Here is a 23,273-nt window from a genome sequence, read left to right as displayed (position 1 = left end):
ACGAGTCATCCATCGGTTGAGCGGGTCAGCGCTTCCCACTCGCTCACCGACGCGTCGAAGGACGCCAGGTTGTCCCGCACGAGCATCAGCGCGTCACTGCCAAGAAGCAGGTGCGCTGGCGGGTTCGCGGAAGCGATCACCTCAAGCATGGCGCGCGCGGCCTTCACCGGGTCGCCCAGTTGCTTGCCGCTCTTCTCTTCGCGCGCCTTGCGGATCGGATCGAAGACGGCATCGTAGTCGTGGATCGAGCGCTCCGTGCGGACCATCGAACGCCCCGCCCAGTCGGTACGGAACGAGCCGGGTGCCACGGCCGTGACCTTGATGCCAAGCGATGCCACCTCTTTACCCAGGGCTTCGGAGATGCCCTCGAGCGCGAACTTGCTGCCACAGTAGTAGGTGATGCCGGGCACCGTGATGTGCCCGCCCATTGAGGTGATATTGAGGATGTGACCACGGCGACGCTGGCGCATATAAGGCAACACGGCCTTCATCATGGCCACGGCCCCGAACACGTTCACATCAAACTGCCGGCGCAGGTCCGCCAGCGGCGATTCTTCCATGATGCCTTCGTGGCCATAGCCGGCGTTGTTAACCAGCACGTCGATCGGGCCAACCGTTGTCTCCACCTCGGCGACCACGCCGTCGATGGCGTCGAAGTCCGTGACGTCGAGCAGGCGCGCCGTCGCTGCCGGGTGCAGCGCCTCGAACGCCGTGCGCGCTTCCTCGCTCCGCACGGTACCCACCACGGCATGACCAGCAGAAAGGGCCTCCTGTGCCAGCGCTCGGCCAAAGCCGCTGCTGACGCCGGTGATGAGCAGGATGTTCTTCGTAGCCATCGGTGGTCTCCTTGGGAGAATGGGGATGGGTGCATAATGACTCGACCCTCACCCGGCCATAAGCCATGAATCGCTTTGATTCTTGCCTAAACCTATGAGTCCGCACCCACCCGCTCCCGTCGCCCCGAACAGGACGGTAGCCCTGTTGCACGCGCTCGGCCCGCGGGAGGGCTACAACCTCACCGCACTACCGGGCGTTCGCATCCTCCGCTCCAACCGCCCCCTCGCCCGCACGCCTGTCCTCTACGATCCCGGCATCGTCATCGTCTGCCAGGGCCGCAAACGCGGCTATTTCGGTAACCAGGTGGTCGTCTACGACGAACACCACTACCTCGCTGTATCGGTCCCCGTGCCCTTCACCATGGAAACCGACGCCACCGCCGAGCACCCGCTACTGGCCATCTACCTGCACCTCGACTTCGCGCTCGCCGCCGAACTCGCCGCGCAGATCGACCAGACTGGACACGCTACCGCTGCGCAGGCACCGCAAAGCATGATGTCCACGCCGATGAGCGACACCATGCACATCTCGGTGCAACGCTTCCTGGAAGCCTTGCAGCAGCCGCTCGATGCGGCCGTGTTGGGGCCCGGATTGTTGCGAGAGATCTATTACCGCGTACTCACGGGGCCGCAGGGTGCATCGATGCGTGAAGCGCTGGCCACGCGCGGGCAGTTCGGCAAGATCAGCCGCGCGGTCCGGATGATCCATACCGCCTACGCCTCCGCACTCGACGTCGCACGACTCGCCGAAGAAGCAGGGATGAGCGCTCCAAGCTTCTACAGCCACTTCAAGGCCATCACTCGCGTATCGCCGATGCAATACGTCAAGTCGACGCGGCTTCATCAGGCGCGCCTGCTGATGGTGCGCGAGGGTCTCACGGCGGAAAGCGCGGGCCACGCGGTGGGATACAGCAGCGCATCGCAATTCAGCAGGGAGTTCCGTCGGCTTTTTGGGGCGACGCCTGCGGCGGAAGCGCGGCGTATGCGGGAGAGCTTTGCGCTGCCGGCTGCATTTGAAGATGCGGTGTTTGTTTCGTCGCATTGAGTTGGGTGTTGTTGCGAAAGATGTCGCTCACAGGGTGAGCTCCTACAAAAAGCTCGCATAAAAAAAACCGGCCTGTGGGGGCCGGCTTTTTCGTTGCGTCGTGGAGTGATTACTTTATCGGCGAACGCTTCGCGGGGGCGGCCTTGCGTGCCGCCGCCACGCGCTTCTTCGGTGCCGCCTTCCGCGCGGGTGCCTTCTTCGCCGCCACCTTCTTCTTGGCGGCCTTCTTCACCGTCGCTTTTTTCGCCGCCGTCTTCTTAACCGGCGACGCCTTCTTCACCGAGGCCGCACGCAGCGACTTCTTCGCCGCCGCACGCTTCGCTGCCGACGGACGCGCCGGCTCCTTCGTCGCCAGGACGCCGGTGCCCGACTCCGCTTTCTGGCGAGCCGCACGGCGTGCCGGTTCCGTACCGGTATTCAGCGGACGCCACGAACGGCCACCCATGGCCAGCAACGTGTCCGACGACGCCGGGCCCGCGCTGCCGGAGGCGTAGTTCGGGAAATCCGCCGGCGTGCGCTGCGCCCAGTCATCGAGCACGGGCTGCACGGCGCGCCAGCACGCCTCGACCATGTCCGCGCGCTGGAACAGCGTCGCGTCGCCGGTCATGCAGTCGTACAGCAGCGTTTCGTAGCCCACGTTCGGCTCGGCGCGGAACCAGTCGGCGTACTTGAAGTCCATGCGCACCGGGGCAAGCTCCACCCGCGGGCCAGGACGCTTCACGTCGAACTGCAACGAGATGCCCTCGTCCGGCTGGATCTGCAGCACCAGCCAGTCGGGGCCGAACGCATCCATGCCGGTGCCACGGAACGGCGCCATGGGCGCGCTCTTGAAGCGGATGGCGATCTCGGTGGTGCGGCGGCCCATGTGCTTGCCGGTACGCAGGTAGAACGGCACGCCCGACCAGCGCCAGGTATCGATGGAGAGCTTCATGGCCACGAAGGTTTCCGTGACCGAGTCCGGCGCCACGTCCGGCTCGTCGCGGTAGGCGCGGGCCAGCTCGCTGTTCACCGCGCCCGGGCCGTACTGGCCACGCACCGCATCCTCCGGGGAAATCGGCCGGATCGCCTCGATGACTTCGGCCTTGCGCGTGCGCACGGCTTCGGCATCAAACGAGGTCGGCGGCTCCATGGCCACCATGGCCAGCAGCTGGAACAGGTGGTTGGGCACCATGTCGCGCATGGCGCCGGTCTGCTCGTAGAACGAGCCACGACGCTCCACGCCCACGGTTTCGGCCACGGTGATCTGCACGTGGTCGATGCGGTCGCGATTCCAGATCGGCTCGAACAGGCCGTTCGCGAAACGGAAGGCCATGATGTTCTGCACCGTTTCCTTACCGAGGAAGTGGTCGATGCGGTAGATCTGGTCTTCGCGCAGCACCTTCAGGATGCGCTCGTTCAGGGCATTGGCCGAGGCCAGGTCGTGGCCGAACGGCTTCTCGATGATGACGCGGCGCCAGTGGCCGCTATCTGCGCCGCCGTCCTGGGTCAGCCCGGCATCGCGCAGCTGTTCGATCACGTCGCCGAAGAAACGCTCGGGCGTGGCGAGGTAGAACAGGACGTTGCCCTGGGTGCCGCGCTTGCGGTCGATCTCCTTCAGCTTCGTCGCCAGGGCCTGGAACGACGACGCATCATCGAAATCGCCCGGGAAGTAGGTCATCTGGCTGCCGAGCCAGCCCCAGGCCTCTTCATCGAGATGCTGGCCAGCGCCGGAGACGTAGCGCTCCAGCGATTTGTGCAGGTTGTTCTTCCAGGCGTTGTCGGACATCTTGCCGTGGTTGAAACCCACGATGGCAAAGTTGTCGGACAGCAGGCCGGTACGGCGCATGTTGTATAGCGCGGGGACGACGAGGCGGCTGGTGAGGTCACCGGCGGCGCCGAAGATCACGACGGTACACGGGTCGGCCGGGTGAGCGCGGGATGTAGCGCGCTTCGGTTGGGCTGGGCTCATGCACGGACTCCTTGGGGAACGGTGGATTCGGGGGTGGCGTGGATGTCAGCCGTCGCACTGTAACCATGCGCCAGGCTAAAGGCGGCATTTACTAACGCGACGTGCGAAAAGGCTTGTGGGAAATTGCCCAACAGGCGTTTTGTCCGGGGATCGTACTCCTCCGCGAGCAGGCCGAGGTCGTTCGTGAGCCCGATGAGTCGCTCGAAAAGTGCACGGGCTTCATCCATCCGGCCCAGCATCACGTAATTCTCCACCAGCCAGAAGCTGCACGGCAGGAATTCGCCCTCGCCCGGCGGCAGCCCGTCGACACCGGAACGGGTGTCATAGCGACGAACGAAGCCGGCCACGAGCAGGTCTTCCTCGATGGCGCGCACGGTGGCCACGATGCGAGGATCATCCGGCGGCAGGAAATCGGTGAGTGTCACCAGCAACAGGCTGGCATCCAGCTCGGTGGAGCCGTACGACTGGGTGAAGCAGCCACGGACCGGGTCCACGCCCTTGGCCAGGATGTCGGCCTTGATCTCGTCGGCGATGCTGCGCCAGCGGCGGACGTAATGCGGATCCAGGCCTTCGCGCTTCTGCTCGGCGGCGCGGGCGAACGCCAGCCAGGCCATGACCTTGGAGTGGACGAAGTGGCGCGGCTCGCCACGGATCTCCCAGATGCCTTCGTCCGGGTGGCGCCAGATGTCGGCGAGATGGTCGAGGAACACGGCCTGCACATTGTCGGCCTCGGGGTGGAGCACCACGCCGTGCTTCATCGCATGCGAGAACGCGCCGATCAGCTCACCGAAGATATCCAGCTGGAACTGGCTGGAGGCGGCGTTACCGACGCGCACCGGGCGCGCCCCTTCGTAACCCTTCAACCAGGGGAGCTCGTACTCCTCGAGCCGGCGCTCACCGGCCAGGCCATACATCACCTGCAGCTGGCCGGGCGATCCGGCCACGGCGCGGCGCACCCAGTCGCGCCAGGCGCTGGCCTCATCGTGGTAACCCGCGTTTACCAGCGCAGACAGCACGAAGGTGGCATCGCGGGCCCAGCAGAAACGGTAATCCCAGTTGCGCTCGCCGCCGAACTGTTCCGGCAGGGAGGTGGTGGGCGCGGCGACGATGCCGCCGGTGGGTTCGTAGCTCAGGCCTTTCAGCACGATCAGCGAACGGCGGACGATGTCGCTCCATTCACCACTGTCATTGCAACGGTTGGACCAGGCCTCCCAATAGGCAAGCGAGTCGTCCAGCGCCCGCTTTGGATCAAGCGGCTCGGGCACCGGCAGGTGCGACGGGCCCCAGGCCATGACGAACGGGGCGGAATCGCCGGGGCCAACGCTGAAGCGGCCCACGCTCTCCATGCCCTCGCCTTCCATCTCCACGGCGGTCCGCAGCACCATCATGTCGGGGCCGGCCACCGCCGAGAGGGTGCCATCGTCGCGCGAGGTCACCCACGGCAGCGTGTTGCCGTAGTCGAAGCGGACGGTGAGCCGGCTTTCGAAGTCCACCCGCCCGCTGATGCCCTCGACGATGCGGGTGATCCCCACTTGCTCGCCGGCGAACGGCATGAAGTCAACGACGCGGGCCTTGCCGGTGGCCGTGGTCCACTCTGTTTCCAGCACAAGGCTGCCGTCGATGTACTGGCGTGTGCAGGTGGCGTCCGGGTCGGCCGGGGCCAGCGCCCAGCGTCCGTTGTTCTCATCGCCCAGCAGCGCGGCAAAACACGCGGCCGAGTCGAACCGTGGCAGGCACAGCCAGTCAATCGAGCCGTTTCGCGCGACCAGGGCGGCGCTACGGCAATTGCCGAGCATGGCGTAATCTTCGATCCGGGATGCCATCGTCTCTCCGTTTCGCTGTGGCTAACCTGATCACGTTAGCCAGCGAAACGTTAGGGCGATGTATCCGGCGGTGTCTTGGGCAGGCGTGCCGCAGAGAGTGAAACCCGCTTCAGGATCTTGCGACCCGGGCAGCCCCGGATCAGTGCCCCGCGTGCGAGGGCTTCGGTAGCGAGGCCTCGAACATGCTCCGGGCGAGCTCCTGTTCGCCATAGATCACTTCACTGGCACCCAGGCCGGCAAGATGGCTCACGCAATCCGGCGAATGCGCGCGGGCGACGATCGGCAGGTCCGGCCGCGCGGCGCGGGCGGCGCGCACCACCTGGCCGCCCTCGAAAGGATCCGGCACCGCCACGATGAGCGCACGCGCCGAGCCAAGGTTGGCCTCGGCCAGCACGGGCGCGGCCGCGGCATTGCCGATCACGATATCCGCCCCGCCCGATTCACGAAGTTCGCGTACCGCATCTTCGTCGGTCTCGATCACCAGGATCGGCGCGCCGGTGGCACGCAGCTCGGCGAACACGCGGCGACCGACGCGACCAAAGCCGACCAGCACCGTGTGCCCACGCATCTGCGGATGCTCGTCCGGGGCGTCCGCATCGTGCTTCGCCACCCATTTATCCAGCGCCACGAAGAGCAGCGGATTGACCAGGATGGAGACGATGGCCGCGGCGAGCAGGATGTCGCGCGCCTCTGCGCTGATCAGCCCCAGCGAGACACCCAGCCCGGCGAGGATGAAGGAGAACTCGCCGATCTGCGCGAGGCTGGTGGCAATGGTGAGTGCCGTCTTCGTCGGGCGGCCGAACATGCGCACGATGGCGAACGCCGCCGCGGACTTGCCGACGATGATGATCAGGCACGCCGCCAGCACCAGCCACGGCTGGGCCACGAGCACATGCGGATTGAACAGCATGCCGATGGAGACGAAGAACAGCACGGCAAACGCATCGCGCAATGGCAGCGTTTCTTCCGCGGCCTGCTGGGAGAGCTTCGACTCACCCATCATCATGCCGGCGAAGAACGCGCCCAACTCGAAGGACACATCGAACAGGTGCGCGGCGCCGAAGGCGACGCCCAGCGCGATGGCGAGCACGGCCAGGCGGAACAGTTCACGTGAACCGGTGCCGGACACGGCCTGGAGCATCCAGGGGATGGCGCGCTTGCCGATGATCAGCATCACCGCGACGAACAACACCACCTTGCCGATGGTGATGGCGACGGTCTGCACCAGCTCACCCATGCCCGGCGTGGGGCCGGATTTGCCTTCGCCGAGGAACCCCGCCAGCGCCGGTAGCAGCACCAGCGCCAGCACCATCGCAAGGTCTTCGACAATCAGCCAGCCGACCGCGATGCGGCCGCGGTCGCTGTCGAGCAGTCGGCGCTCTTCCATCGCGCGCAGCAGGACCACCGTGCTGGCCACGGACAACGCCAGGCCAAAGACGAAGCCCTGCACCATGGGCCAGCCGAGGCCCCAGCCCAGCAGCATGCCCAGTCCCGTTGCCACGCCCATCTGCACGGCGGCACCGGGAATGGAAATGTTCTTTACCGAGAGGAGGTCTTTCAGGGAGAAGTGCAGGCCCACGCCGAACATCAGCAGGATGACGCCGAGGTCGGCGAGCTCCTGTGCGATATGCGCATCGGCGACGTAGCCCGGGGTGAACGGCCCGGCCACCACGCCGGCGACCAGGTACCCGGCAATGACCGGCAGGCGGATGCGGTTCGCGATGGCGCCGAAGATGAAGGCCAGGACGAGTCCACCGACAATGGTGGCGATGAGTGGCGTAGCGTCGTGCATGGGCGGCTCCCTGGGTCAGCCCCTAAGGGTTGGGGACGCGTCCCGTCCGATGCAAGCGCGACGGCACGATTTTTTCAATAGCGGCGCGGACTTGAGAATAACCTCATATCGATCGAGGGCACTACCCGGCCGCGGTCAACACCGCCAGGAAATCCTTGCCGTAACGCTTGAGCTTGCTCTCGCCGACGCCGCTGATCGCCGACAGTTCGTCTTCATCCTGCGGGAGTCCGCGCAGCATCGCCAGCAGCGTCGCGTCATGGAAGATGACATACGCGGGCACGCCCTGGGCCTTCGCCAGTTCGGCACGCACGCGGCGCAGGTCGTTCCACAACGGCTCTTCCGTCGCCTCGATGCCGAGGGAGGCGCCCGCGGCCGGTGCGCTGCTGCGCGTGCGCCGGCCCTTGGCCGGGCGGGCGTCCTCGCGCAGTTCCACCTTGCGCTCGCCCTTCAGTACGGGGCCGCTCTGCGATGACAGGCGCAACGTGCCGTAGCCTTCCGGGTCGGCTTCGACCAGTCCTGCGGCCAGCAACTGGCGGAACACCGAACGCCACTGGGTGGCGTCCATGTCCGCGCCGACACCAAACACGCTGAGCTTGTCGTGGCCCAGTTCGCGCACGCGCTCCGCCACGTCACCGCGGAGGATGTCGATGAGGTGGCCGGCACCGTAGCGCTGGCCACTGCGGTAGATGGCCGACATCGCCTTTTGCGCGGCCAGCGTCGCGTCCCAGGTTTTCGGCGGCACCAGGCAGTTGTCGCAATTGGCGCAGTTTCCTGCATGTGGCTCGGCAAACGCCTCGAGCAGCAGCTGCCGGCGGCACCGGGTCGCTTCCGCGTAGCCGAGCAGGCTATCGAGCTTGGCGCGCTCGATGCGTTTGCGATCGTCGCCGGATTCGGACTGCGCGATCATCTGGCTCATGGTCACGACATCGCCCAGGCCGTAGACCATCCACGCTTCCGCGGGCAGGCCATCGCGGCCGGCGCGGCCGGTTTCCTGGTAATAGCCTTCCATGCTGCGCGGCAGGTCGAGATGCGCCACGAAGCGCACGTCGGGTTTGTCGATGCCCATGCCAAACGCGACGGTGGCCACCATGACGATGCCGTCTTCGCGCAGGAAGCGCTGCTGGTGGCGCGTACGCGTTTCCGGGTCGAGGCCCGCGTGGTACGGCAGCGCATCCACGCCCGCCTCGGCGAGCCACGCGGCGGTTTCGTCCACCTTGCGTCGGCTCAGGCAATACACGATGCCCGCATCGCCACGGTGCGCATCGAGGAAATCCAGCAGCTGCCGGCGCGCGTTCTGCCGCGGCGCGACGCGGTAGCGGATGTTCGGGCGATCGAAGCTGGAAACGAAACGGCGGGCCTCGGTGAGGCGGAGGCGCTCGACGATTTCCTCGCGCGTGCGGTCGTCCGCCGTGGCGGTCAGCGCGATGCGTGGCACTTCCGGGAAGCGCTCGTGCAGCAGGGTGAGTTCGCGGTATTCCGGGCGGAAATCGTGGCCCCACTGCGAGACGCAGTGCGCCTCGTCGATGGCGAACAGCGCGATGGGGATGCGGTCGAGCAACGCGAGGAAGCGCGGGGTGAGCAGGCGTTCGGGCGCCACGTAGAGCATGTCCAGGTCGCCGGCGAGCAATTGCTCTTCCACCTCGCGCTGGGTGAGCGCATCCAGGCTGGAATTGAGGTAGCGCGCCTTCACGCCGGCTTCGACCAGCGCGTCAACCTGGTCCTGCATCAGGGCGATCAGCGGCGACACGACGATGCCGGTGCCGTAACGCATGAGCGCGGGGATCTGGAAACACAATGACTTGCCGCCGCCGGTGGGCATGAGCACCAGGGCGTCACCGCCCGCGGCGACTTCCTCGACGATGGCCTGCTGTTGGCCCCGGAACGCGGGATAGCCGAAAACGGAATGAAGGAGGTCGATCGCGGAAGACTGCATGCGCCCATGCTACCAAACCGGGGTCTCGGGCCTGAACGGCGGGACACCCAAATCGGCGTAGGCCTACACCATGTTCAGCCGCCAGCGCTTGTCCCCCAAACGGCCGCAGGAGCGTAATGAGCTCGGGCTACCGGCCCGCCAACCAAGGGGGTTACCGCCATGCGCAATGCGTTCGTACTGCTGCCCTTCGTCGCCTTCATCGGCGCCGCTCCGGTCCTCGCCGCCGACGGTGCGATCACCTTCAGCGGCGTCATTCGCGAGCCGACGTGCCTGATGGCGGGCACCCAGCCCGCCTGCCTACGACCTGCGCCCGCCGAAACGCGCCCGGCCCGGCTCGACGTCATGGCCCGCGTGCCGCTGTTCGCCTACGCGCTGACACGTGACCGCGCCGCCCGCTGGCGGGTGGTGGACATCATCTACCGCTAAGCCCCGGGCATGCCCCAGATCGCCCGGTCCAGGTCATGGTCGAGGCCGAACGCGCTCATCGGCACGCGGCCGTCCTTCACGGTCACGCCCTCGGCCTTCAGGCGCTTGCATTGCTCGCGGTAGCTCGCGGTGCCGGCAGGGATGCCAATCCGCCCGTCGGCCCGCAGGACGCGGTGCCACGGCAGTTTCAGCCGGTCGGGAGCGTCGCCGAGCACCCGGCCGATCAGCCGGGCGCGGCCCGGGTAGCCGGCGCGCGCGGCGATGGCGCCATAGCTGGCTACCCGGCCACGCGGTATCGCGGCTACGGCCTCGATAATCCGCTGCGCCCGCAGGGCACGGGCTTCATCGTCATCCAGTTCATCAGTCATGGGCGCTTCTTGCATGCCAAACGAAACACGGTGAGCGTACCATCGGGGGTCTGCTATCGAGCCCAGGGCAAGCCCATGCGTCACTTCGAAGCGATCCGCTCCCACGTCGGGGCTATCCACAAGCTCCGACAGAACGAGCCCTACCTGATCAGCTTCGACCTGGAGCTGCCGGATGGCCGGCACCAGGGCATTTACCTGGCTGAGCTGGAAGACGGCGAGGGGCAGCGCTTCCTGCGTCTCTCCACGCCCATCGGCCCGCTGGCCGGCGTGGACGCCCGCCGCTGCCTGCGCTTCAACTGGGAGCAGCGCACGGGCTACCTGGCCGAGGCCGACCTGGATGGCTCGCCGTTCCTGCACCTGTGTGAGAACCGGCCCTACGACTACCTTGACGAGCGCGAGCTGGCCCGGCTGATCGAGGAACTTGGCCTCACTGGAGACCAGCTGGAACAGGTGGTCAACGGCGAAGCCGACGCGCTGTAGGCGCCGCTCAGAAGAACAGGCGGCCCAGCTTCACCAGGGCATAGCCCAACGCCGCCGTCACCGGCAAGGTAAGGATCCACGCCCACACCATCCGCTCCACCACCGACCAGCGGATGGCGTTGAAACGCTTGGCCGCGCCCACGCCCATGATCGAGGCGGAGACGTTATGGGTGGTGGACACGGGGATGCCCATCATCGAGGCGGTGAGGATCACCGCGGCCGAGCTGCCTTCGGCGGCAAAGCCGTTGATCGGGTGCAGCTTGACCATCTTGTGGCCCAGCGTCTTGATGATGCGCCAGCCACCGCCCGCGGTGCCGCCGGCCATGGTCAGCGCGCAGACCACCTTCACCCAAACCGGGATCGGGAAACCGCCGGCCGCGGCCGGGTCATGCGGGATGCGCAGGAAGGACAGGAACGCCGGCAGGTGGTCGAACTGGCCCGCCGCCGTGGCGCCGGCCAGGGCCAGCGCGATGATGCCCATGCTCTTCTGCGCATCGTTCATGCCGTGCGACAGGCCCATGGCGCTGGCCGAGACGATCTGCGCCTTGCCGAAGAAGCTGTTGACGAACGGCGTGCGGCCGAAACGGTGCAGGTAGCCCTTCTGCCCGGAGAAGAAGCCCAGCAGCGCGTAGAGCGCGCCCATCAGCAGGAAGCCGAGGACGAAGCCCAGCAGCGGCGAGATGATCATCGGCACGATGACCTTGGGCACCACGCCCTTGCCCAGCCACCAGTGCGCGCCCGCCTGCCACCAGATGATCGAGTGGAGGTTTTCCTGAGAGGCGGCCAGGGCGGCACCGCACAGGCCGCCGACCAGGGCGTGGCTGGAGCTGGACGGCAGGCCCAGCCACCAGGTGATCAGGTTCCAGATCGTCGCGCCGAGCAAGGCGCTGATCAGCAACTGCGACCCCACCTCGACCACGCCGGTATCAATCAGGCCCGAGGCAATCGTGGCCGCCACGGCCGTGCCCCAGAGGGCGCCCGCCAGGTTGGTCACTGCCGCCAGCAGGACGGCCTGGCCCGGCGTAAGCACCTTGGTCGCCACGACGGTGGCAATCGAGTTCGCCGTGTCGTGGAAGCCATTGATGTAGGTAAACGCGAGGGCGATCAGGACGACCGCGATAACCATGCTCATGGGAAACCCGCCGTCAGGAGTTCTTGAGCACGATGGCGTAGACGACGTTGCCGACGTCGCGGCACTTGTCCACGGCCTTCTCGATCAGCTCGAAGAGGTCCTTGGCGAGGATGGCGCGCAGCGGGTCCGAGGCCTCCGCGTAGAGCGTGCGGTAGGGATCCAGCAGCAGGCGGTCGGCCTCGGCTTCCAGCGCGTGCAGCTGGTCACGCAGCTTCTTCACCGGGCCGATCTTCAGGCCCTGGCGGAGCTGGGCGATCATCTGGACGACGACATCCGCCGACTGCTGGAGCAGCACGGCGCGCTGGGCAAAGTCGACGCCGGCAAGGCGATCAGCGACGATGACGTAGCGTTCGGCGAATTTCTCGATGGTTTTGGGGATCTTGTACAGCGCGGAGTTCAGCGCCTCGATGTCTTCACGATCCAGGGCCGTCACGAAGGTGTTGACCAGTTCCTCGCCGATCTGGGCGTGCAGCGCCTTCTCGCGCGCCCGGGTGGTGGTGAAGGCGGCCATGACCGGCGAGCGGTCGGCGCGGGTCACCAGGTCGTGCATGGCCTTGGCGCTCTCGCGGGCGGCTTCGGCGCTCTCTTCGAGCAGGCCGTAGAACTTGTCGCCCTTACCGAACATCGTCTGGAGTGAAAACATGGAGTTGCCTGGGGGATCGTCGGGGATATGACGCTTATGTTACCGGACCTTACCCTCCCCTTGCTGCACACGGGCCGCAAGACCTTCGCTGCCGTGTCTGGTATATAGCCCGCACATGCTCACCGAACTACTTCTCGTTTTCGTCCTCTCGCTGGCCAACGCGTTCTTTGCCCTGTCCGAAATGTCGGTGGTGGCCTCGCGGAAAAGTCGCCTGAAGCAGATGGCCCGCGACAGTCGCCGGGCCCGTGTCGCCCTGCAGCTGGCCGAGGCCCCGGAGCAGTTCCTGTCCACCGTCCAGGTGGGCATGACCCTGATCATCCTGGTCACCGGCGCCCTGGCCGGCGACAAGCTCGCCGAGCATTTTGCCGAGCTGATCCACGGCGACGGCCCGGCGTGGCTGGAGCCCTACATGCGGGTGCTGGGCTGGCTGGCCGGCTTCCTGCTGATGTCGCTGGTGCAGATCATCGTCGGTGAGCTGGTGCCCAAGCGCGCCGCCCTCACCGCGCCGGAAAAGATCGCCAGCCAGATCGCCGTGCCCATGCTGGTGATCTCGCGGATCACGCTGCCACTGGTCTGGCTGCTCAACCATGTTTCCACCGGCATCCTCAGGGTGCTGCAGCTGCATCGCAAGGGCGCCAGCGCGGCGACGGAAGAAGAGATCCGCATGCTGGTGGCCGAGAGTGCCGAGCAGGGAATCCTCGACAGCGACGAGCGCAACATGGTGAACCGGGTGCTGCGCCTGGGCGACCGGGCGGTGGGCTCGGTGATGACCCCGCGCATGAAGATCGCCTGGCTGGATATCGCCGCGCCCCGCGAGGACAACCTCGAGGTACTCCGGCAGACGCCGTTCTCGCGCTACCCGGTGTATCGCCGGGACGAGAGCGAGGTGATCGGTACGGTCGAGGTGAAGACCCTGATCCGTTCGCTCGAAAGCGGCGAAGTGGACCTGTTCGCCCACGTGGCCCGGCCGCTGTTCGTGCCGGCCGCGGCCCGCGCCCTGGACCTGCTGGAAGCCTTCCGCGACGCAGATACCCAGCTCGCCCTGGCCGTGGACGAGTACGGCGACATCGAAGGCCTGGTGACCTTGAACGACCTCCTCTCGGCCGTCGTTGGTGCCACCGCGCCCGCGTCGGACGACACGACCCAGGCCGGCCCCATCGTGCGCCGGGAGGATGGCAGCTGGCTGGTGGATGGCTCGTTGCCGGCCGACGACCTGCGCGAACTGCTCCAGCTGGACCGCCTGCCCAACGAGGAAGAGCACGATTTCCGCACGGTGGCCGGCATGGTCACCACCGGCTTCGGGCATATCCCACATGCCGGCGAGGCCTTCACCTGGCAGGGCATCCGCTTCGAGGTGATGGACATGGACGGCGCCCGCATCGACAAGGTGCTGATCACCGTCGAACCCCGCCCCGGCGACGATGAGGCCTGAGCGGCGCTCATCATCGGTTCAAGGCCGGCTGGTGACGCTGGCTGCATGACTGCCGCCGAGCCCCGCGAAGAGAAGACAGCCGCCCTGCTCCGGGCCGCCGCCACGGCCGCGCCGGACGAGCGGATGACGGTGGAACAGCTGCTGGAGCCGCTGAAGCGACGCGCGTTCGGCTTCCTGCTGCTATTACTGGCCATTCCCAACTTCATCCCGGTACCGGTAGGCATCGGCGGGGTGATGGGCGTGCTGGTGGTGGCACTGGGCCTTGAGATGCTCATCGGGCTGGAACATCCATGGATCCCCGGCTTCCTGAAGCGCCGGACCCTGTCGCGCGCGGGCCTGCTGCGCTTCCTCGACCGCATCGAACCGATGACGCGGCGGCTGGAGAAGGCCTGCAAACCACGCCTGCAGCGACTCACCCAGCGCCCCTTCACCCTGGCCTCGGGGCTGATCATGATCCTCATCGGCATCCTGCTGGCCCTGCCGATTCCCTTCACCAACTACCTGTTCGGCGGGATGCTGATCGTCTTTGCCTTCGCGCTGGTGGAGCGCGATGGCGCCCTGTTGCTGGCCGTATGGGGCACGACGGTGGCCATCACGGCCCTGTCCGCGACCTTCAGCCACGCCCTGGTCGCTTTCGTCCGCGACCTTTTTTGAGGGTCAGTCGCGCTTTTTGGCGATCTCGGCCATGCGCTGGGCATCCGCCAGGATCCCGTGGAGGATGCGCAGTTCGCGCAGCTCAGGCCGGGCGCGCAGGAACAGCTTGCGCAGCTTGAGCATGATCGTCACGGGCGAGCGGCCCTTGTGGAACTCGATGTCGTCGAGCGTTTCGCCCAAGTGGGTGAAGAAGCGCTCCACTTGCTCGGCATCCGCGGGCACTTCGTCCGGGTCGACGGCCTCGGTCTCCACCGGCTTCGCCTCGTCGCCCAGCAGGGCCATGCGGATCTCGTAGGCCACCACCTGGACGGCCTGCGAGAGGTTGAGCGAGCTGAAATCGTCGACGCTGGGGATGCGGACCATGGCGTGGCAGCGCGAGAGCTCGTCGTTCTCCAGCCCGGTGCGCTCGTTGCCGAACACGAGGGCCACCTGCTCGCCGCGGCGGACGGCGGCGATGGCCTGGGCGGCGCCTTCGCGCGGGTCCAGTTCGGGGATGTTCACCCCGCGGCGGCGGGCCGAGAGGCCGAGGGCGAAGGTGGTGCCGGCCAGCCCGGCCACGAGGTCATCCGCGATGACCGCGTTGCCGAGCACGTCGTCGGCACCGGCGGCGAGGGCCGTGGCCTCCGGGTCCGGGAAGCGGTGCGGGGCGACCAGGGTCAGCCGCTCGAAGCCCATGGTGCGGATCGCCCGGGCGGCGGAGCCGATGTTGCCCGAGTGCGAGGTACGGACGAGGACGAAGCGGAAGGCATCTAGGGGCGGCAGGGCCATGGGCGACAGCACGAATTCTTCAGGACCGGAAAGTCTACACCGGCCATAGACTTGGGCGGGCGCGCCCCGGGTGCTAAACTGCCCGACCGACGCGGCCCCGACCGCTTCCCCTGTTCTTTTGACAAGTCGATCCCATGCCAAGACCCGCCGTCAACGTCGCGGCGCGCGCCGCGCGCTCCGCAGGAAACATCATCCTGCGCTACATGAATCGCATCGAAGGCCTCGCGGTCGTCGAAAAGCAGCGGATGGATTTCGCCTCCGAGGTGGACCGCCTCGCCGAAGCCGAGATCATCAAAGAGCTGCGCCGTGCCTACCCCACCCACGCCATCGTGGGCGAGGAATCGGGCCAGATCGGCAAAGGCACCCTGGTCTGGGTGATCGATCCGCTGGACGGCACGCACAACTACCTGCGCGGCATCCCGCACTTCTCCGTCTCCATTGCGCTGCTCGACAAGGGCGAGCCGGTGTACGGCGTGGTGTTCGACCCCCTGCGCGATGAGCTGTTCACCGCCAGCAAGGGCGACGGCGCGTACCTCAACGACCGCCGCATCCGCGTGGGCAAGCGCGACAACCTCACCGGTGCGCTGCTCGGCACGGGCTACCCCTACCGCGTGCGCAACCACCTCGAATCGCAGCTTGCCATCACCAGCGCCCTGCTCCAGGAAGCGGAAGACATCCGCCGCATGGGCTCGGCCGCGCTCGACCTGGCGTACGTCGCCGCCGGCCGTCTCGATGGGTACTTCGAGCCGGGCCTGCAGCCGTGGGACATGGCCGCGGGCGCCCTGCTGGTGCGCGAGGCCGGTGGGGTCTACAACGATTTCTCGGGCCGCGAAGGCCTGCCGGAGAGCGGCAACATCATCGCCGGCAACCACAAGGTGGCCGCCGCGATGACCGCCGTGGTCACCGCCAATGCCACCCCGCGCCTGCTGGGCGTAACGATCTAATCGTTCTTCAGCAGGTTCCGCAGGAACGGCACGGTCACGCGACGCTGGGCAGCCAGCGTCGCGCGGTCCAGCGTATCGAGCAGGTCCAGCAGCGCGCCCAGGTCGCGCGCGTGATGCGCGAACAGCCAGTCCAGCACGATCTCGTCCAGTTCAATGCCCCGCCCCGCCGCCTGCTCGCGCAGCACCTGCCGGCGCTCGGCATCCGCCAGCGGCTTCAGCACGGCCTGGGTGAGCGAGCCAAGGCGAGAACGCAGGTCCGGCAACCCCAGTTCCAGCGATAGCGGGCCCACGTTGCCCGCGAACAGCAGCGTGCCGCCGTCCGCCTTGAAGCTGTTGAAGGTGTCGAACAGCGCGTGTTCGCTGTCGGCATCACCCGTGATGGAATCCACGTCATCGATGGCCAGCAGGTCGCCGCCGGCGGCCATGCCGCGGATCGCCGCGGCGCGCGTGCCACGCAGGCCGGCCAGCGGCAGGTACTGCGCACTGCGCCCCGCGTCGATCGCCTCCTGGCAGGCCGCGATCAACAGATGCGTGCGGCCACTGCCCAGAGGGCCGGAAACGAACACCCAGGGCGCCGAGGCATCCACGGCCGCCGCGCGGACGGCCTCCACGGCGACGGCGTTCTCACCGGCGTGGAAATGTTCAAAGCGCTGGCCACGGGGCCAGCGCAGGGCAAGGGGAAGCTGACTGCTCATGAACCGTCGTCGGGGAGGCGCGGCTTGCTGGGATGCGTATCGACGCGGACATCGACGTCCACATCGACATCCACCGCCTCGCGCTCATCCGGGGCCGCGGGCTCCATATAAAGATTGCTCTCACGGTAACGGGCGAACACATAGCGCAGCAACACCACGACCACCGAGGCGGCCGGAAGCGCCAGCAGCACGCCAAGGAAGCCAAACAGGTGACCACCGGCGAGCACGGCGAAAATCACCGCCACCGGATGCAGGCCGATCTTTCCGCCCACCAGGCGCGGCACGAGCACATACCCTTCGAGCAACTGGCCGATCGTGAACACCACGCCGACCAGGATCACGTGGTTCCAGTCGCCATACTGGACCAGCGCCGCCACCAGGGCCGCGACGAAACCGATCATGAAGCCGAGGTAGGGCACGAAGCTGAGCAGGCCGGCGACCATGCCGATCAGCGGGCCGATCGAAATGCCGACCAGGGTGAGCCCCAGGCCGTAAAACACGCCCAGGGCGAGCATCACCAGCAGCTGGCCGCGCACGAAGGCGCCGAGCACCTGGTCGGATTCGCGCGAGAGGCGGACCACGGTGGGCTCGACCGAGCGGGGAATGAGGCGCTGGATGTGCGCGATCATGGTGTCCCAGTCACGCAGCAGGTAGAACGCCACCACCGGGATCAGCACGGCGTTGGTCATCCAGGTGATGACCCCCATGCCGGACTGCGTCACCTTGGCGAGCGTGCTGGCGGCGATGCTGCCGATGGAGCCGATGTGCTCCTTGATGGCCGTGAGCACCTTGTCGCTGTCGAACGTGTCGGCTTCCAGGTGCAGGCGCTGCTGCACCCACGGCAAGGCGACGCTGCGCAGCCATTCCACGTAATGCGGCAGGTTGTCGATCAGGTTGGTGACCTGGCGCTGGATCAGCGGCACCAGCAACAGCAGCACGCCGATGAAGATGATGATGATGACGGTAAAGACGATGCTCACCGCCAGCGTGCGGCCCATGCCCAGCCGCTGCAGGCGGTCGGCAAGCGGGTCACCCAGGTAGGCGAGCATGGCGGCGAGGGCAAACGGCATCAGCACCGGTGCCAGCAACCAGATCAGGAAAACGATAATCCCGATCAGTGCCAGCATCTGCCAGCGACGCGAGGTGTCTTGAGTCATGCGTCAGGGGACCCAGCGGACGGCAAGGTCAGCGCCCGCGTGGGCGTCCGTCGCGAGCACATGGCCACCGGTGGCATAGCCCGCCACCAGGCGTGCCAGCGGCGCGCTGGCGTTGACACTGAAGAGGACGCCATCGGCCGTGGCGCCCACCGGCACGATGGTCTTCACCGTCGGGTCGTTCTGGAACGTGGCCAGCAGGCCGGCGTAATCCACCGCCGAATGCAGGCCGGCCACCCACACCTTGCCGCTGGTGCTGCCGCCGGCGGCGGCGGTATACGAGCGATCCAGCTTGTCGGCCATGGCGTTCGCGGCATTGCTCAGCAGGGCCGCGCGGGCTTCGCCGCTGTCCTGCCAGCTGGCCACGCGCCCGGCGTTCACCAGCGTCCACTCGGTGCCGTCATCGCGCACCGTGCCGACCAGCACCGTGGCGGTGTTGTACTGGCGGGCGGCGCCGGCCACGGCTGAGGTATCGCCGGCGGCCAGCGCCTTGGCGTCGACAGGCGTATCGGCCTTCGGAGTGACGATCTGGTAGCCGCGGGCATCGGCCATCTGCGCCAGGGGCGCGAGATCCTGCATGCCCAGCGCCTTGCCCGCAGGGTCGTGGGCGATGACCAGCACCGGCGGCTTGGGCGCCGCGGCGGCCGCGTCGCCCACCGCCAGCACGCGGCGGATGGCGCCCGGGTCAAAGGTGATTTCCAGGGCCAGCGGGGCGCCGTTGGCACCCCCCGTGCGCTGGTACTGGTACTGCTGCACCAGGCCGCCCGGCTGCTTCATGGCGTCGGCGTAGCCCGCCTTGGCGCGGGGATCCGCACCGTTGGTGGCACGGGCCAGCACCTGGGTGAGACCGTTGGCGAAGGCCTGGTCGCGGACGGCCGCACTGGTGTCAGCGACCGGTACGGATACCGTATACATGGCCGTCTGGGCGAGCGCCGGCCCGATGGCTGCCAGCAGCAGAAGCATCAGGAAAGCGAGGGGGCGGGCTGCGCGCATAGTCATGGCATCGCTGCTGGGGAGGCGGGAAGTCTGCCCAAACCTTGGCATGGCGTCCATCCAGAGCGCGTGCACGACCGGGCCCGGGGGCCGGCTTGCTGCTATCATTGCGCGTTTCCATCAGCGCCGGAATCCGTTATGTCCTCCGACCAGGGCTCACTTACCTACCGCGACGCGGGTGTCGATATCGACGCCGGCAATGCCCTTGTCGAGCGCATCAAGCCGATGGTCAAGCGCACCTTCCGCCCCGAAGTCATGGGCGGGCTGGGCGGCTTTGGCGGCCTGTTTGACCTTTCCGGCCGTTACAAGGAGCCGGTGCTGGTCTCGGGGACCGACGGCGTCGGCACCAAGCTGAAGCTGGCCCAGCAGCTCGGCCGCCACGACACCATCGGCATCGACCTGGTCGGCATGTGCGTCAACGACGTGCTGGTGCAGGGCGCCGAGCCGCTGTTCTTCCTCGATTACTTCGCCACCGGCAAGCTCGATGTCGACACCGCGGCCTCGGTCGTCGGCGGCATCGCCCGCGGTTGCGAACTGGCGGGCTGTGCCCTCATCGGTGGCGAAACCGCCGAAATGCCCGACATGTACCCGCCGGGCGAGTACGACCTGGCCGGTTTCACCGTGGGTGCCGTCGAAAAGTCGCAGATGAACGACGGCTCGAAGCTGGTGGCCGGTGACGTGATCCTCGGCGTCGCTTCGTCGGGCCCGCATTCGAACGGCTACTCGCTGATCCGCCGCATCCTCGAGCGCGCGGGCTCGCCGCTGGAGAGCGAGATCGGCGGCGTGAAGCTGGTCGATGCCCTGATGGCGCCCACCACCATCTACGTGAAGCCCATCCTCGAGCTGATCCAGAAAGTGGACGTGCACGGCATGGCGCACATCACCGGTGGTGGCCTCACCGAAAACATCATCCGCGTGGTTCCCGATGGCCTGGGGCTCACCATCGACGCTTCGTCGTGGGAGCTGCCGCCGGTGTTCCAGTGGCTGCAGCGCGAAGGCAACGTGGCCCGCGAAGAAATGTGGCGCACCTTCAACTGCGGCATCGGCTTCACCGTGCTGCTCGACAAGAGCCAGGTGGACGCGGCCAAGGCCGCCCTCGCCGCCCATGGCCTGCAGAGCTGGGTCATCGGCTCGGTCGTTGCCGCCAGCGGCGACGAGCGCGTCCACATCGGCTGAGTAAAACCGTAGTGGATCGCCCCCTGCGCGTGGCCGCGCTCGCCTCCGGGCGCGGCAGCAACCTCGCTGCGCTGTTCGCCGCGCACCTGCCGGTGGAGTACGTGCTTGTCGGCAGTGACAAGGCGAAAGCCGGTGCGCTGCAGGTAGCGCGTGATGCCGGCATCCCCACGGTGGCGATGAGCCCGAAGGACTTCCCGGACCGCGTGGCGTTTGATCGCGCGCTGTTCGGCACCGTTGCCGCGGCGAAGCCGGACTTGCTGGTGCTCGCCGGCTACATGCGCATCATCGATGCCTCGGTGGTCGCCGACTGGGAAGGCCGCGCGATCAACATCCACCCTTCCCTGCTGCCCAAGTACCAGGGCCTGCATACGCATCGCCGCTGCCTGGAAGCCTGCGATAGCGAACACGGCGCAAGCGTGCACTTCGTGACCGCCGAGCTGGATGGTGGTCCGGTGGTGGCGCAGGCGCGTATCGCCGTCGGCCCCTCGGACACCGAAGCCACGCTGGCCGAACGACTCCTGGTCGAAGAGCACAAGCTCCTCCCCGCCGTCGTGCGCGCCATCGCCGATGGGCGTCTTACCTGGCGGGGTGAGCCCCTGTTCCAGGGCGCACCGCTCAGCGCACCGGTCGATCTCAACCAGCTGTAGGGTCGCGGTGTCTCGGGGCGCGGTGATCCGTCATTCAGCCGCCGGGTTTAGACTTGGCGCATGAAGACCACTCTCCTCCGCGCCGGCCTTGGCCTGGCCCTCGCCCTGCCCGCCGCCGCGTTTGCCGCGGACGTGCCGCAGTCCTTCACCGCCACCTATAACGTCCTGCAGGGCGGCTCGCCGCTGGGCAACGCCACGCTCACGCTGAAGCCGGCGGGCAATGGCCAGTTCGAGTACACGAATACCTCGAAGGGCACCGCGGGGCTTGCCGCCGCGCTGGGTGCCAACAGCTCGGAAGTGTCGCGATTCGCCTGGGCCGGCAAGGTGCCGCAGGCCGTCTCCTACAAGCTCGACCAGCAGACGTTCAAGAGCAAGACCCGCGTCCTGACCGTCGCGGGCAACACCGCCACCGTCGTCGACAACGGCAGCAAGACGTACACCTACGCGGCACCGGCCGGCATGGTCGAGCGCAACACCCTGCCGCTGGCCCTCGGCGTCGCACTCAGCGGCGGCGCGAAGGAAGCAACGTTCCCCGTCGGCGTGAAGCAGTCGGTGGAGACGCAGTCCTTCAAGGTGGCCGCCAATGAAAAGGTCACCGTCCCGGCAGGCACCTTCCAGGCGACGCGCGTGGATCGTACCGACCAGGACCGCGGCTTCAGCGCTTGGTACGTGCCCGCCAAATACCCGGTACCGGTGAAGCTCGCCCAGAAAGACGGCGGCGACCTTACCCTCGAACTGGTGAAGTTCGAAGGCAAGTAAGCCGCCCAGAAAAAGGCAAAAAAAACCCGCCTGCGAAGGCGGGTTTTTTGTTTAGCCCGGCAGGCGCCGGATGCGTGCGCCAAGCACGCCGAGTTTCTCTTCGATGTTCTCGTAGCCACGATCGATGTGGTACACGCGATCTACCGTGGTGTCGCCCTCGGCCACGAGGCCAGCCAGCACCAGGCACGCCGAGGCGCGCAGGTCCGTGGCCATGATCGGCGCACCGCTCATCTTCGCCACGCCGGTGATGATGGCCGTGTTGCCTTCCAGGCGAATATCCGCACCCAGGCGCTGCAGTTCCAGCGCGTGCATGAAGCGATTCTCGAACACCGTCTCAGTGATGACGCCCACGCCTTCGGCCACGCAGTTCAGCGCGGTGAACTGCGCCTGCATGTCGGTGGGGAACGCCGGGTACGGCGCGGTCACCAGGTTCACGGCCTTCGGCCGGCGGCCCTGCATGTCCAACTCGATCCAGTCCTTGCCGGTGCTGATGTGCGCGCCAGCCTCTTCGAGCTTCTGCAGCACGGCGTCCAGCGTGTCGGCACGGGCGCCGCGCGCACGCACCTTGCCGCCGGTCATCGCCGCGCCGACCAGGAAGGTGCCGGTCTCGATGCGGTCCGGCAGCACTTCGTAGTGCGCGCCGTGCAGGCGCTCCACGCCTTCGACGATCAGCGTGGAGGTGCCGATACCGTCGATCTTCGCGCCCATGGCCATGAGGCAGTGGGCGAGATCGACCACCTCCGGCTCCTGGGCGGCGTTTTCGATAATGGTGGTGCCCGAGGCCAGCGTGGCCGCCATCAGGATGTTTTCGGTACCGGTGACGGTGACCATATCCATGACGATGCGGGCGCCTTTCAGGCGGTTGGCCTTGGCCTTGATGAAGCCGTTCTCGACGGTGATCTCGGCACCCAGGGCCTGCAGGCCGCGGATGTGCTGGTCGACCGGACGCGAACCGATGGCGCAGCCACCGGGCAGCGACACTTCGGCCTTGCCGTAGCGGGCGACCAGCGGGCCGAGCACGAGGATGGACGCGCGCATGGTGCGCACCAGCTCGTACGGCGCGACGCAGGAGTTTTCCGGCCTCGGGTCGATGTGCATCTTCATGCGATCGTCGAGGACGACACGCACACCCATGCGGCCGAGCAGTTCAATAAAGGTGGTGACATCGTGCAGGTGCGGCACGTTGCCAATGCTTACCGGCTCGTCGGCGAGCAGGCAGGAAGCAAGGATGGGGAGCACGGCGTTCTTGGCGCCGCTGATGCTCACCTCACCGTTGAGCGGCTGGCCGCCGCTGATAAGGATCTTGGCCATGGGGTTCGTTTTTACCTTCGAAAAGCGGAATGGGTCGCGGCGCGGGTCAGGGGCGGCCGGCGGCTTCTTCCGGGGTAAGGGTTTTCAGGCCCAGCGCGTGGATGGCGCCGCCCATCAGGTCGCCAAGGGTGGCGTAGACGAGGCGGTGGCGGGCGAGCGGCAGCTTGCCGGCGAACTGTGCCGAAACGACCTCGGCTTCAAAATGAACGCCGTCGTCACCGTGCACGTTCACCCGGGCGCCGGGCAAACCGGCTTCGATCAATGCCTGGATGCGGGCAGCGTCCATGGGGTCTCCGTAGGGAAGGGGGTCGCCG

General features: G+C 67.1%; 23 protein-coding genes. 9 read left to right on the top strand and 14 right to left on the bottom strand.

What is annotated here, in order from left to right; genetic code table 11:
- Positions 1 to 5: 5 nt before the first annotated feature.
- Positions 6 to 836, bottom strand: a complete 831-nt coding sequence (locus tag FIV34_RS04750) for an oxidoreductase (RefSeq protein WP_139980191.1) — start codon at positions 834 to 836, stop codon at positions 6 to 8.
- Between the two features lie 145 nt (positions 837 to 981).
- Between FIV34_RS04750 and FIV34_RS04745 the strand changes: the two genes are divergently transcribed.
- On the top strand, positions 982 to 1,881 hold the full coding sequence (locus FIV34_RS04745; RefSeq protein ID WP_246058748.1) for an AraC family transcriptional regulator: 900 nt from the start codon (positions 982 to 984) through the stop codon (positions 1,879 to 1,881).
- A gap of 109 nt (positions 1,882 to 1,990) precedes the next feature.
- Here FIV34_RS04745 and zwf read toward each other — a convergent pair whose 3' ends face one another.
- The 4 genes from zwf to recQ all read right to left on the bottom strand — a co-directional run bounded on the left by zwf (position 1,991) and on the right by recQ (position 9,377).
- A complete protein-coding gene (gene zwf, locus FIV34_RS04740) occupies positions 1,991 to 3,829 on the bottom strand; it encodes a glucose-6-phosphate dehydrogenase (RefSeq protein WP_139980187.1) in 1,839 nt (612 codons plus the stop codon).
- On the bottom strand, positions 3,826 to 5,652 hold the full coding sequence (locus FIV34_RS04735) for a glycoside hydrolase family 15 protein (RefSeq protein ID WP_139980186.1): 1,827 nt from the start codon (positions 5,650 to 5,652) through the stop codon (positions 3,826 to 3,828). The genes zwf and FIV34_RS04735 overlap by 4 nt, the downstream gene beginning before the upstream one ends.
- A gap of 139 nt (positions 5,653 to 5,791) precedes the next feature.
- Entirely contained in the window at positions 5,792 to 7,444 is a 1,653-nt protein-coding gene (ybaL, locus tag FIV34_RS04730; RefSeq protein ID WP_139980184.1) for a YbaL family putative K(+) efflux transporter, read from the bottom strand.
- A gap of 121 nt (positions 7,445 to 7,565) precedes the next feature.
- The gene (gene recQ / locus FIV34_RS04725; protein ID WP_139980183.1) at positions 7,566 to 9,377 is read right to left on the bottom strand and encodes a DNA helicase RecQ; all 1,812 of its coding nucleotides are present in this window, start codon (positions 9,375 to 9,377) and stop codon (positions 7,566 to 7,568) included.
- Positions 9,378 to 9,536: 159 nt separating this feature from the next.
- Here recQ and FIV34_RS04720 point away from each other — a divergent pair, with 159 nt between their 5' ends.
- Entirely contained in the window at positions 9,537 to 9,803 is a 267-nt protein-coding gene (locus FIV34_RS04720) for a hypothetical protein (RefSeq protein ID WP_139980181.1), read from the top strand.
- Here FIV34_RS04720 and FIV34_RS04715 read toward each other — a convergent pair.
- Positions 9,800 to 10,171: an MGMT family protein gene (locus FIV34_RS04715; RefSeq protein ID WP_139980179.1), complete on the bottom strand. Its 372-nt coding sequence runs from the start codon at positions 10,169 to 10,171 to the stop codon at positions 9,800 to 9,802. The two genes, FIV34_RS04720 and FIV34_RS04715, sit on opposite strands and share 4 nt — an antisense overlap.
- 75 nt (positions 10,172 to 10,246) lie before the next feature.
- Here FIV34_RS04715 and FIV34_RS04710 point away from each other — a divergent pair, with 75 nt between their 5' ends.
- Positions 10,247 to 10,651, top strand: coding sequence for a hypothetical protein (locus tag FIV34_RS04710; protein WP_139980177.1), 405 nt, complete (start codon positions 10,247 to 10,249; stop codon positions 10,649 to 10,651).
- 7 nt (positions 10,652 to 10,658) lie between these two features.
- Here the strand turns inward: FIV34_RS04710 and FIV34_RS04705 are convergent, their stop codons facing one another.
- Together FIV34_RS04705 and FIV34_RS04700 are read right to left on the bottom strand one after the other, a co-directional pair.
- Positions 10,659 to 11,783, bottom strand: coding sequence for an inorganic phosphate transporter (locus tag FIV34_RS04705; protein ID WP_139980175.1), 1,125 nt, complete (start codon positions 11,781 to 11,783; stop codon positions 10,659 to 10,661).
- A 13-nt stretch (positions 11,784 to 11,796) separates the two neighbouring features.
- Positions 11,797 to 12,426, bottom strand: a complete 630-nt coding sequence (locus FIV34_RS04700) for a DUF47 domain-containing protein (protein ID WP_139980173.1) — start codon at positions 12,424 to 12,426, stop codon at positions 11,797 to 11,799.
- Positions 12,427 to 12,541: 115 nt separating this feature from the next.
- Between FIV34_RS04700 and FIV34_RS04695 the strand changes: the two genes are divergently transcribed.
- Together FIV34_RS04695 and FIV34_RS04690 are read left to right on the top strand one after the other, a co-directional pair.
- Positions 12,542 to 13,858 (top strand): hemolysin family protein, encoded by a 1,317-nt coding sequence (locus FIV34_RS04695; protein ID WP_139980171.1) that lies wholly within the window; start codon positions 12,542 to 12,544, stop codon positions 13,856 to 13,858.
- Between the two features lie 45 nt (positions 13,859 to 13,903).
- Positions 13,904 to 14,512 (top strand): exopolysaccharide biosynthesis protein, encoded by a 609-nt coding sequence (locus FIV34_RS04690; protein ID WP_139980169.1) that lies wholly within the window; start codon positions 13,904 to 13,906, stop codon positions 14,510 to 14,512.
- Positions 14,513 to 14,515: 3 nt separating this feature from the next.
- Here the strand turns inward: FIV34_RS04690 and FIV34_RS04685 are convergent, their stop codons facing one another.
- Positions 14,516 to 15,280, bottom strand: a complete 765-nt coding sequence (locus tag FIV34_RS04685) for an RNA methyltransferase (RefSeq protein ID WP_139980167.1) — start codon at positions 15,278 to 15,280, stop codon at positions 14,516 to 14,518.
- A 134-nt stretch (positions 15,281 to 15,414) separates the two neighbouring features.
- Here FIV34_RS04685 and FIV34_RS04680 point away from each other — a divergent pair, with 134 nt between their 5' ends.
- On the top strand, positions 15,415 to 16,224 hold the full coding sequence (locus FIV34_RS04680; RefSeq protein WP_139980165.1) for an inositol monophosphatase family protein: 810 nt from the start codon (positions 15,415 to 15,417) through the stop codon (positions 16,222 to 16,224).
- Here the strand turns inward: FIV34_RS04680 and hda are convergent.
- From hda to FIV34_RS04665, 3 genes are read right to left on the bottom strand one after another with little or no spacing between them, the layout of a single operon-like run.
- A complete protein-coding gene (gene hda, locus FIV34_RS04675) occupies positions 16,221 to 16,919 on the bottom strand; it encodes a DnaA regulatory inactivator Hda (RefSeq protein WP_139980163.1) in 699 nt (232 codons plus the stop codon). The genes FIV34_RS04680 and hda overlap by 4 nt on opposite strands.
- Positions 16,916 to 18,076 carry an AI-2E family transporter gene (locus FIV34_RS04670; protein WP_139980161.1) on the bottom strand — a complete coding sequence of 387 codons (1,161 nt, stop codon included), beginning with the start codon at positions 18,074 to 18,076 and terminating at the stop codon, positions 16,916 to 16,918. The genes hda and FIV34_RS04670 overlap by 4 nt, the downstream gene beginning before the upstream one ends.
- 3 nt (positions 18,077 to 18,079) lie before the next feature.
- On the bottom strand, positions 18,080 to 19,072 hold the full coding sequence (locus FIV34_RS04665) for a DUF2066 domain-containing protein (RefSeq protein ID WP_170207515.1): 993 nt from the start codon (positions 19,070 to 19,072) through the stop codon (positions 18,080 to 18,082).
- Between the two features lie 132 nt (positions 19,073 to 19,204).
- Between FIV34_RS04665 and purM the strand changes: the two genes are divergently transcribed.
- From purM to FIV34_RS04650, 3 genes are read left to right on the top strand one after another with little or no spacing between them, the layout of a single operon-like run.
- Entirely contained in the window at positions 19,205 to 20,242 is a 1,038-nt protein-coding gene (gene purM / locus FIV34_RS04660) for a phosphoribosylformylglycinamidine cyclo-ligase (RefSeq protein WP_139980157.1), read from the top strand.
- 11 nt (positions 20,243 to 20,253) lie between these two features.
- Positions 20,254 to 20,889 carry a phosphoribosylglycinamide formyltransferase gene (purN, locus tag FIV34_RS04655; protein WP_139980155.1) on the top strand — a complete coding sequence of 212 codons (636 nt, stop codon included), beginning with the start codon at positions 20,254 to 20,256 and terminating at the stop codon, positions 20,887 to 20,889.
- Between the two features lie 60 nt (positions 20,890 to 20,949).
- A complete protein-coding gene (locus FIV34_RS04650) occupies positions 20,950 to 21,648 on the top strand; it encodes a DUF3108 domain-containing protein (RefSeq protein ID WP_139980153.1) in 699 nt (232 codons plus the stop codon).
- 51 nt (positions 21,649 to 21,699) lie between these two features.
- Here the strand turns inward: FIV34_RS04650 and murA are convergent, their stop codons facing one another.
- Both murA and FIV34_RS04640 read right to left on the bottom strand, forming a co-directional pair.
- Positions 21,700 to 22,959, bottom strand: a complete 1,260-nt coding sequence (murA, locus tag FIV34_RS04645; RefSeq protein ID WP_139980151.1) for a UDP-N-acetylglucosamine 1-carboxyvinyltransferase — start codon at positions 22,957 to 22,959, stop codon at positions 21,700 to 21,702.
- Between the two features lie 46 nt (positions 22,960 to 23,005).
- On the bottom strand, positions 23,006 to 23,245 hold the full coding sequence (locus FIV34_RS04640; protein WP_139980149.1) for a BolA family protein: 240 nt from the start codon (positions 23,243 to 23,245) through the stop codon (positions 23,006 to 23,008).
- Between the last annotated feature and the right edge of the window lie 28 nt (positions 23,246 to 23,273).

Origin of the sequence: Luteibacter pinisoli (genome assembly GCF_006385595.1) — a bacterium.
Classification (GTDB): domain Bacteria; phylum Pseudomonadota; class Gammaproteobacteria; order Xanthomonadales; family Rhodanobacteraceae; genus Luteibacter; species Luteibacter pinisoli.
This window is presented reverse-complemented; position numbering and strand designations above follow the sequence as displayed.

Coding starts and splice junctions, on each gene's coding strand:
- zwf (WP_139980187.1), bottom strand. CDS start 3,829: ATGAGCCCAGCCCAACCGAAGCGCGCTACATCCCGCGCTCACCCGGCC.
- FIV34_RS04715 (WP_139980179.1), bottom strand. CDS start 10,171: ATGACTGATGAACTGGATGACGATGAAGCCCGTGCCCTGCGGGCGCAG.
- FIV34_RS04700 (WP_139980173.1), bottom strand. CDS start 12,426: ATGTTTTCACTCCAGACGATGTTCGGTAAGGGCGACAAGTTCTACGGC.
- recQ (WP_139980183.1), bottom strand. CDS start 9,377: ATGCAGTCTTCCGCGATCGACCTCCTTCATTCCGTTTTCGGCTATCCC.
- FIV34_RS04685 (WP_139980167.1), bottom strand. CDS start 15,280: ATGGCCCTGCCGCCCCTAGATGCCTTCCGCTTCGTCCTCGTCCGTACC.
- FIV34_RS04710 (WP_139980177.1), top strand. CDS start 10,247: ATGCGTCACTTCGAAGCGATCCGCTCCCACGTCGGGGCTATCCACAAG.
- FIV34_RS04665 (WP_170207515.1), bottom strand. CDS start 19,072: ATGACTATGCGCGCAGCCCGCCCCCTCGCTTTCCTGATGCTTCTGCTG.
- FIV34_RS04695 (WP_139980171.1), top strand. CDS start 12,542: ATGCTCACCGAACTACTTCTCGTTTTCGTCCTCTCGCTGGCCAACGCG.
- hda (WP_139980163.1), bottom strand. CDS start 16,919: ATGAGCAGTCAGCTTCCCCTTGCCCTGCGCTGGCCCCGTGGCCAGCGC.
- FIV34_RS04720 (WP_139980181.1), top strand. CDS start 9,537: ATGCGCAATGCGTTCGTACTGCTGCCCTTCGTCGCCTTCATCGGCGCC.
- FIV34_RS04735 (WP_139980186.1), bottom strand. CDS start 5,652: ATGGCATCCCGGATCGAAGATTACGCCATGCTCGGCAATTGCCGTAGC.
- murA (WP_139980151.1), bottom strand. CDS start 22,959: ATGGCCAAGATCCTTATCAGCGGCGGCCAGCCGCTCAACGGTGAGGTG.
- ybaL (WP_139980184.1), bottom strand. CDS start 7,444: ATGCACGACGCTACGCCACTCATCGCCACCATTGTCGGTGGACTCGTC.
- FIV34_RS04670 (WP_139980161.1), bottom strand. CDS start 18,076: ATGACTCAAGACACCTCGCGTCGCTGGCAGATGCTGGCACTGATCGGG.
- FIV34_RS04705 (WP_139980175.1), bottom strand. CDS start 11,783: ATGAGCATGGTTATCGCGGTCGTCCTGATCGCCCTCGCGTTTACCTAC.
- FIV34_RS04640 (WP_139980149.1), bottom strand. CDS start 23,245: ATGGACGCTGCCCGCATCCAGGCATTGATCGAAGCCGGTTTGCCCGGC.
- FIV34_RS04750 (WP_139980191.1), bottom strand. CDS start 836: ATGGCTACGAAGAACATCCTGCTCATCACCGGCGTCAGCAGCGGCTTT.
- FIV34_RS04650 (WP_139980153.1), top strand. CDS start 20,950: ATGAAGACCACTCTCCTCCGCGCCGGCCTTGGCCTGGCCCTCGCCCTG.
- FIV34_RS04690 (WP_139980169.1), top strand. CDS start 13,904: ATGACTGCCGCCGAGCCCCGCGAAGAGAAGACAGCCGCCCTGCTCCGG.
- FIV34_RS04680 (WP_139980165.1), top strand. CDS start 15,415: ATGCCAAGACCCGCCGTCAACGTCGCGGCGCGCGCCGCGCGCTCCGCA.
- purM (WP_139980157.1), top strand. CDS start 19,205: ATGTCCTCCGACCAGGGCTCACTTACCTACCGCGACGCGGGTGTCGAT.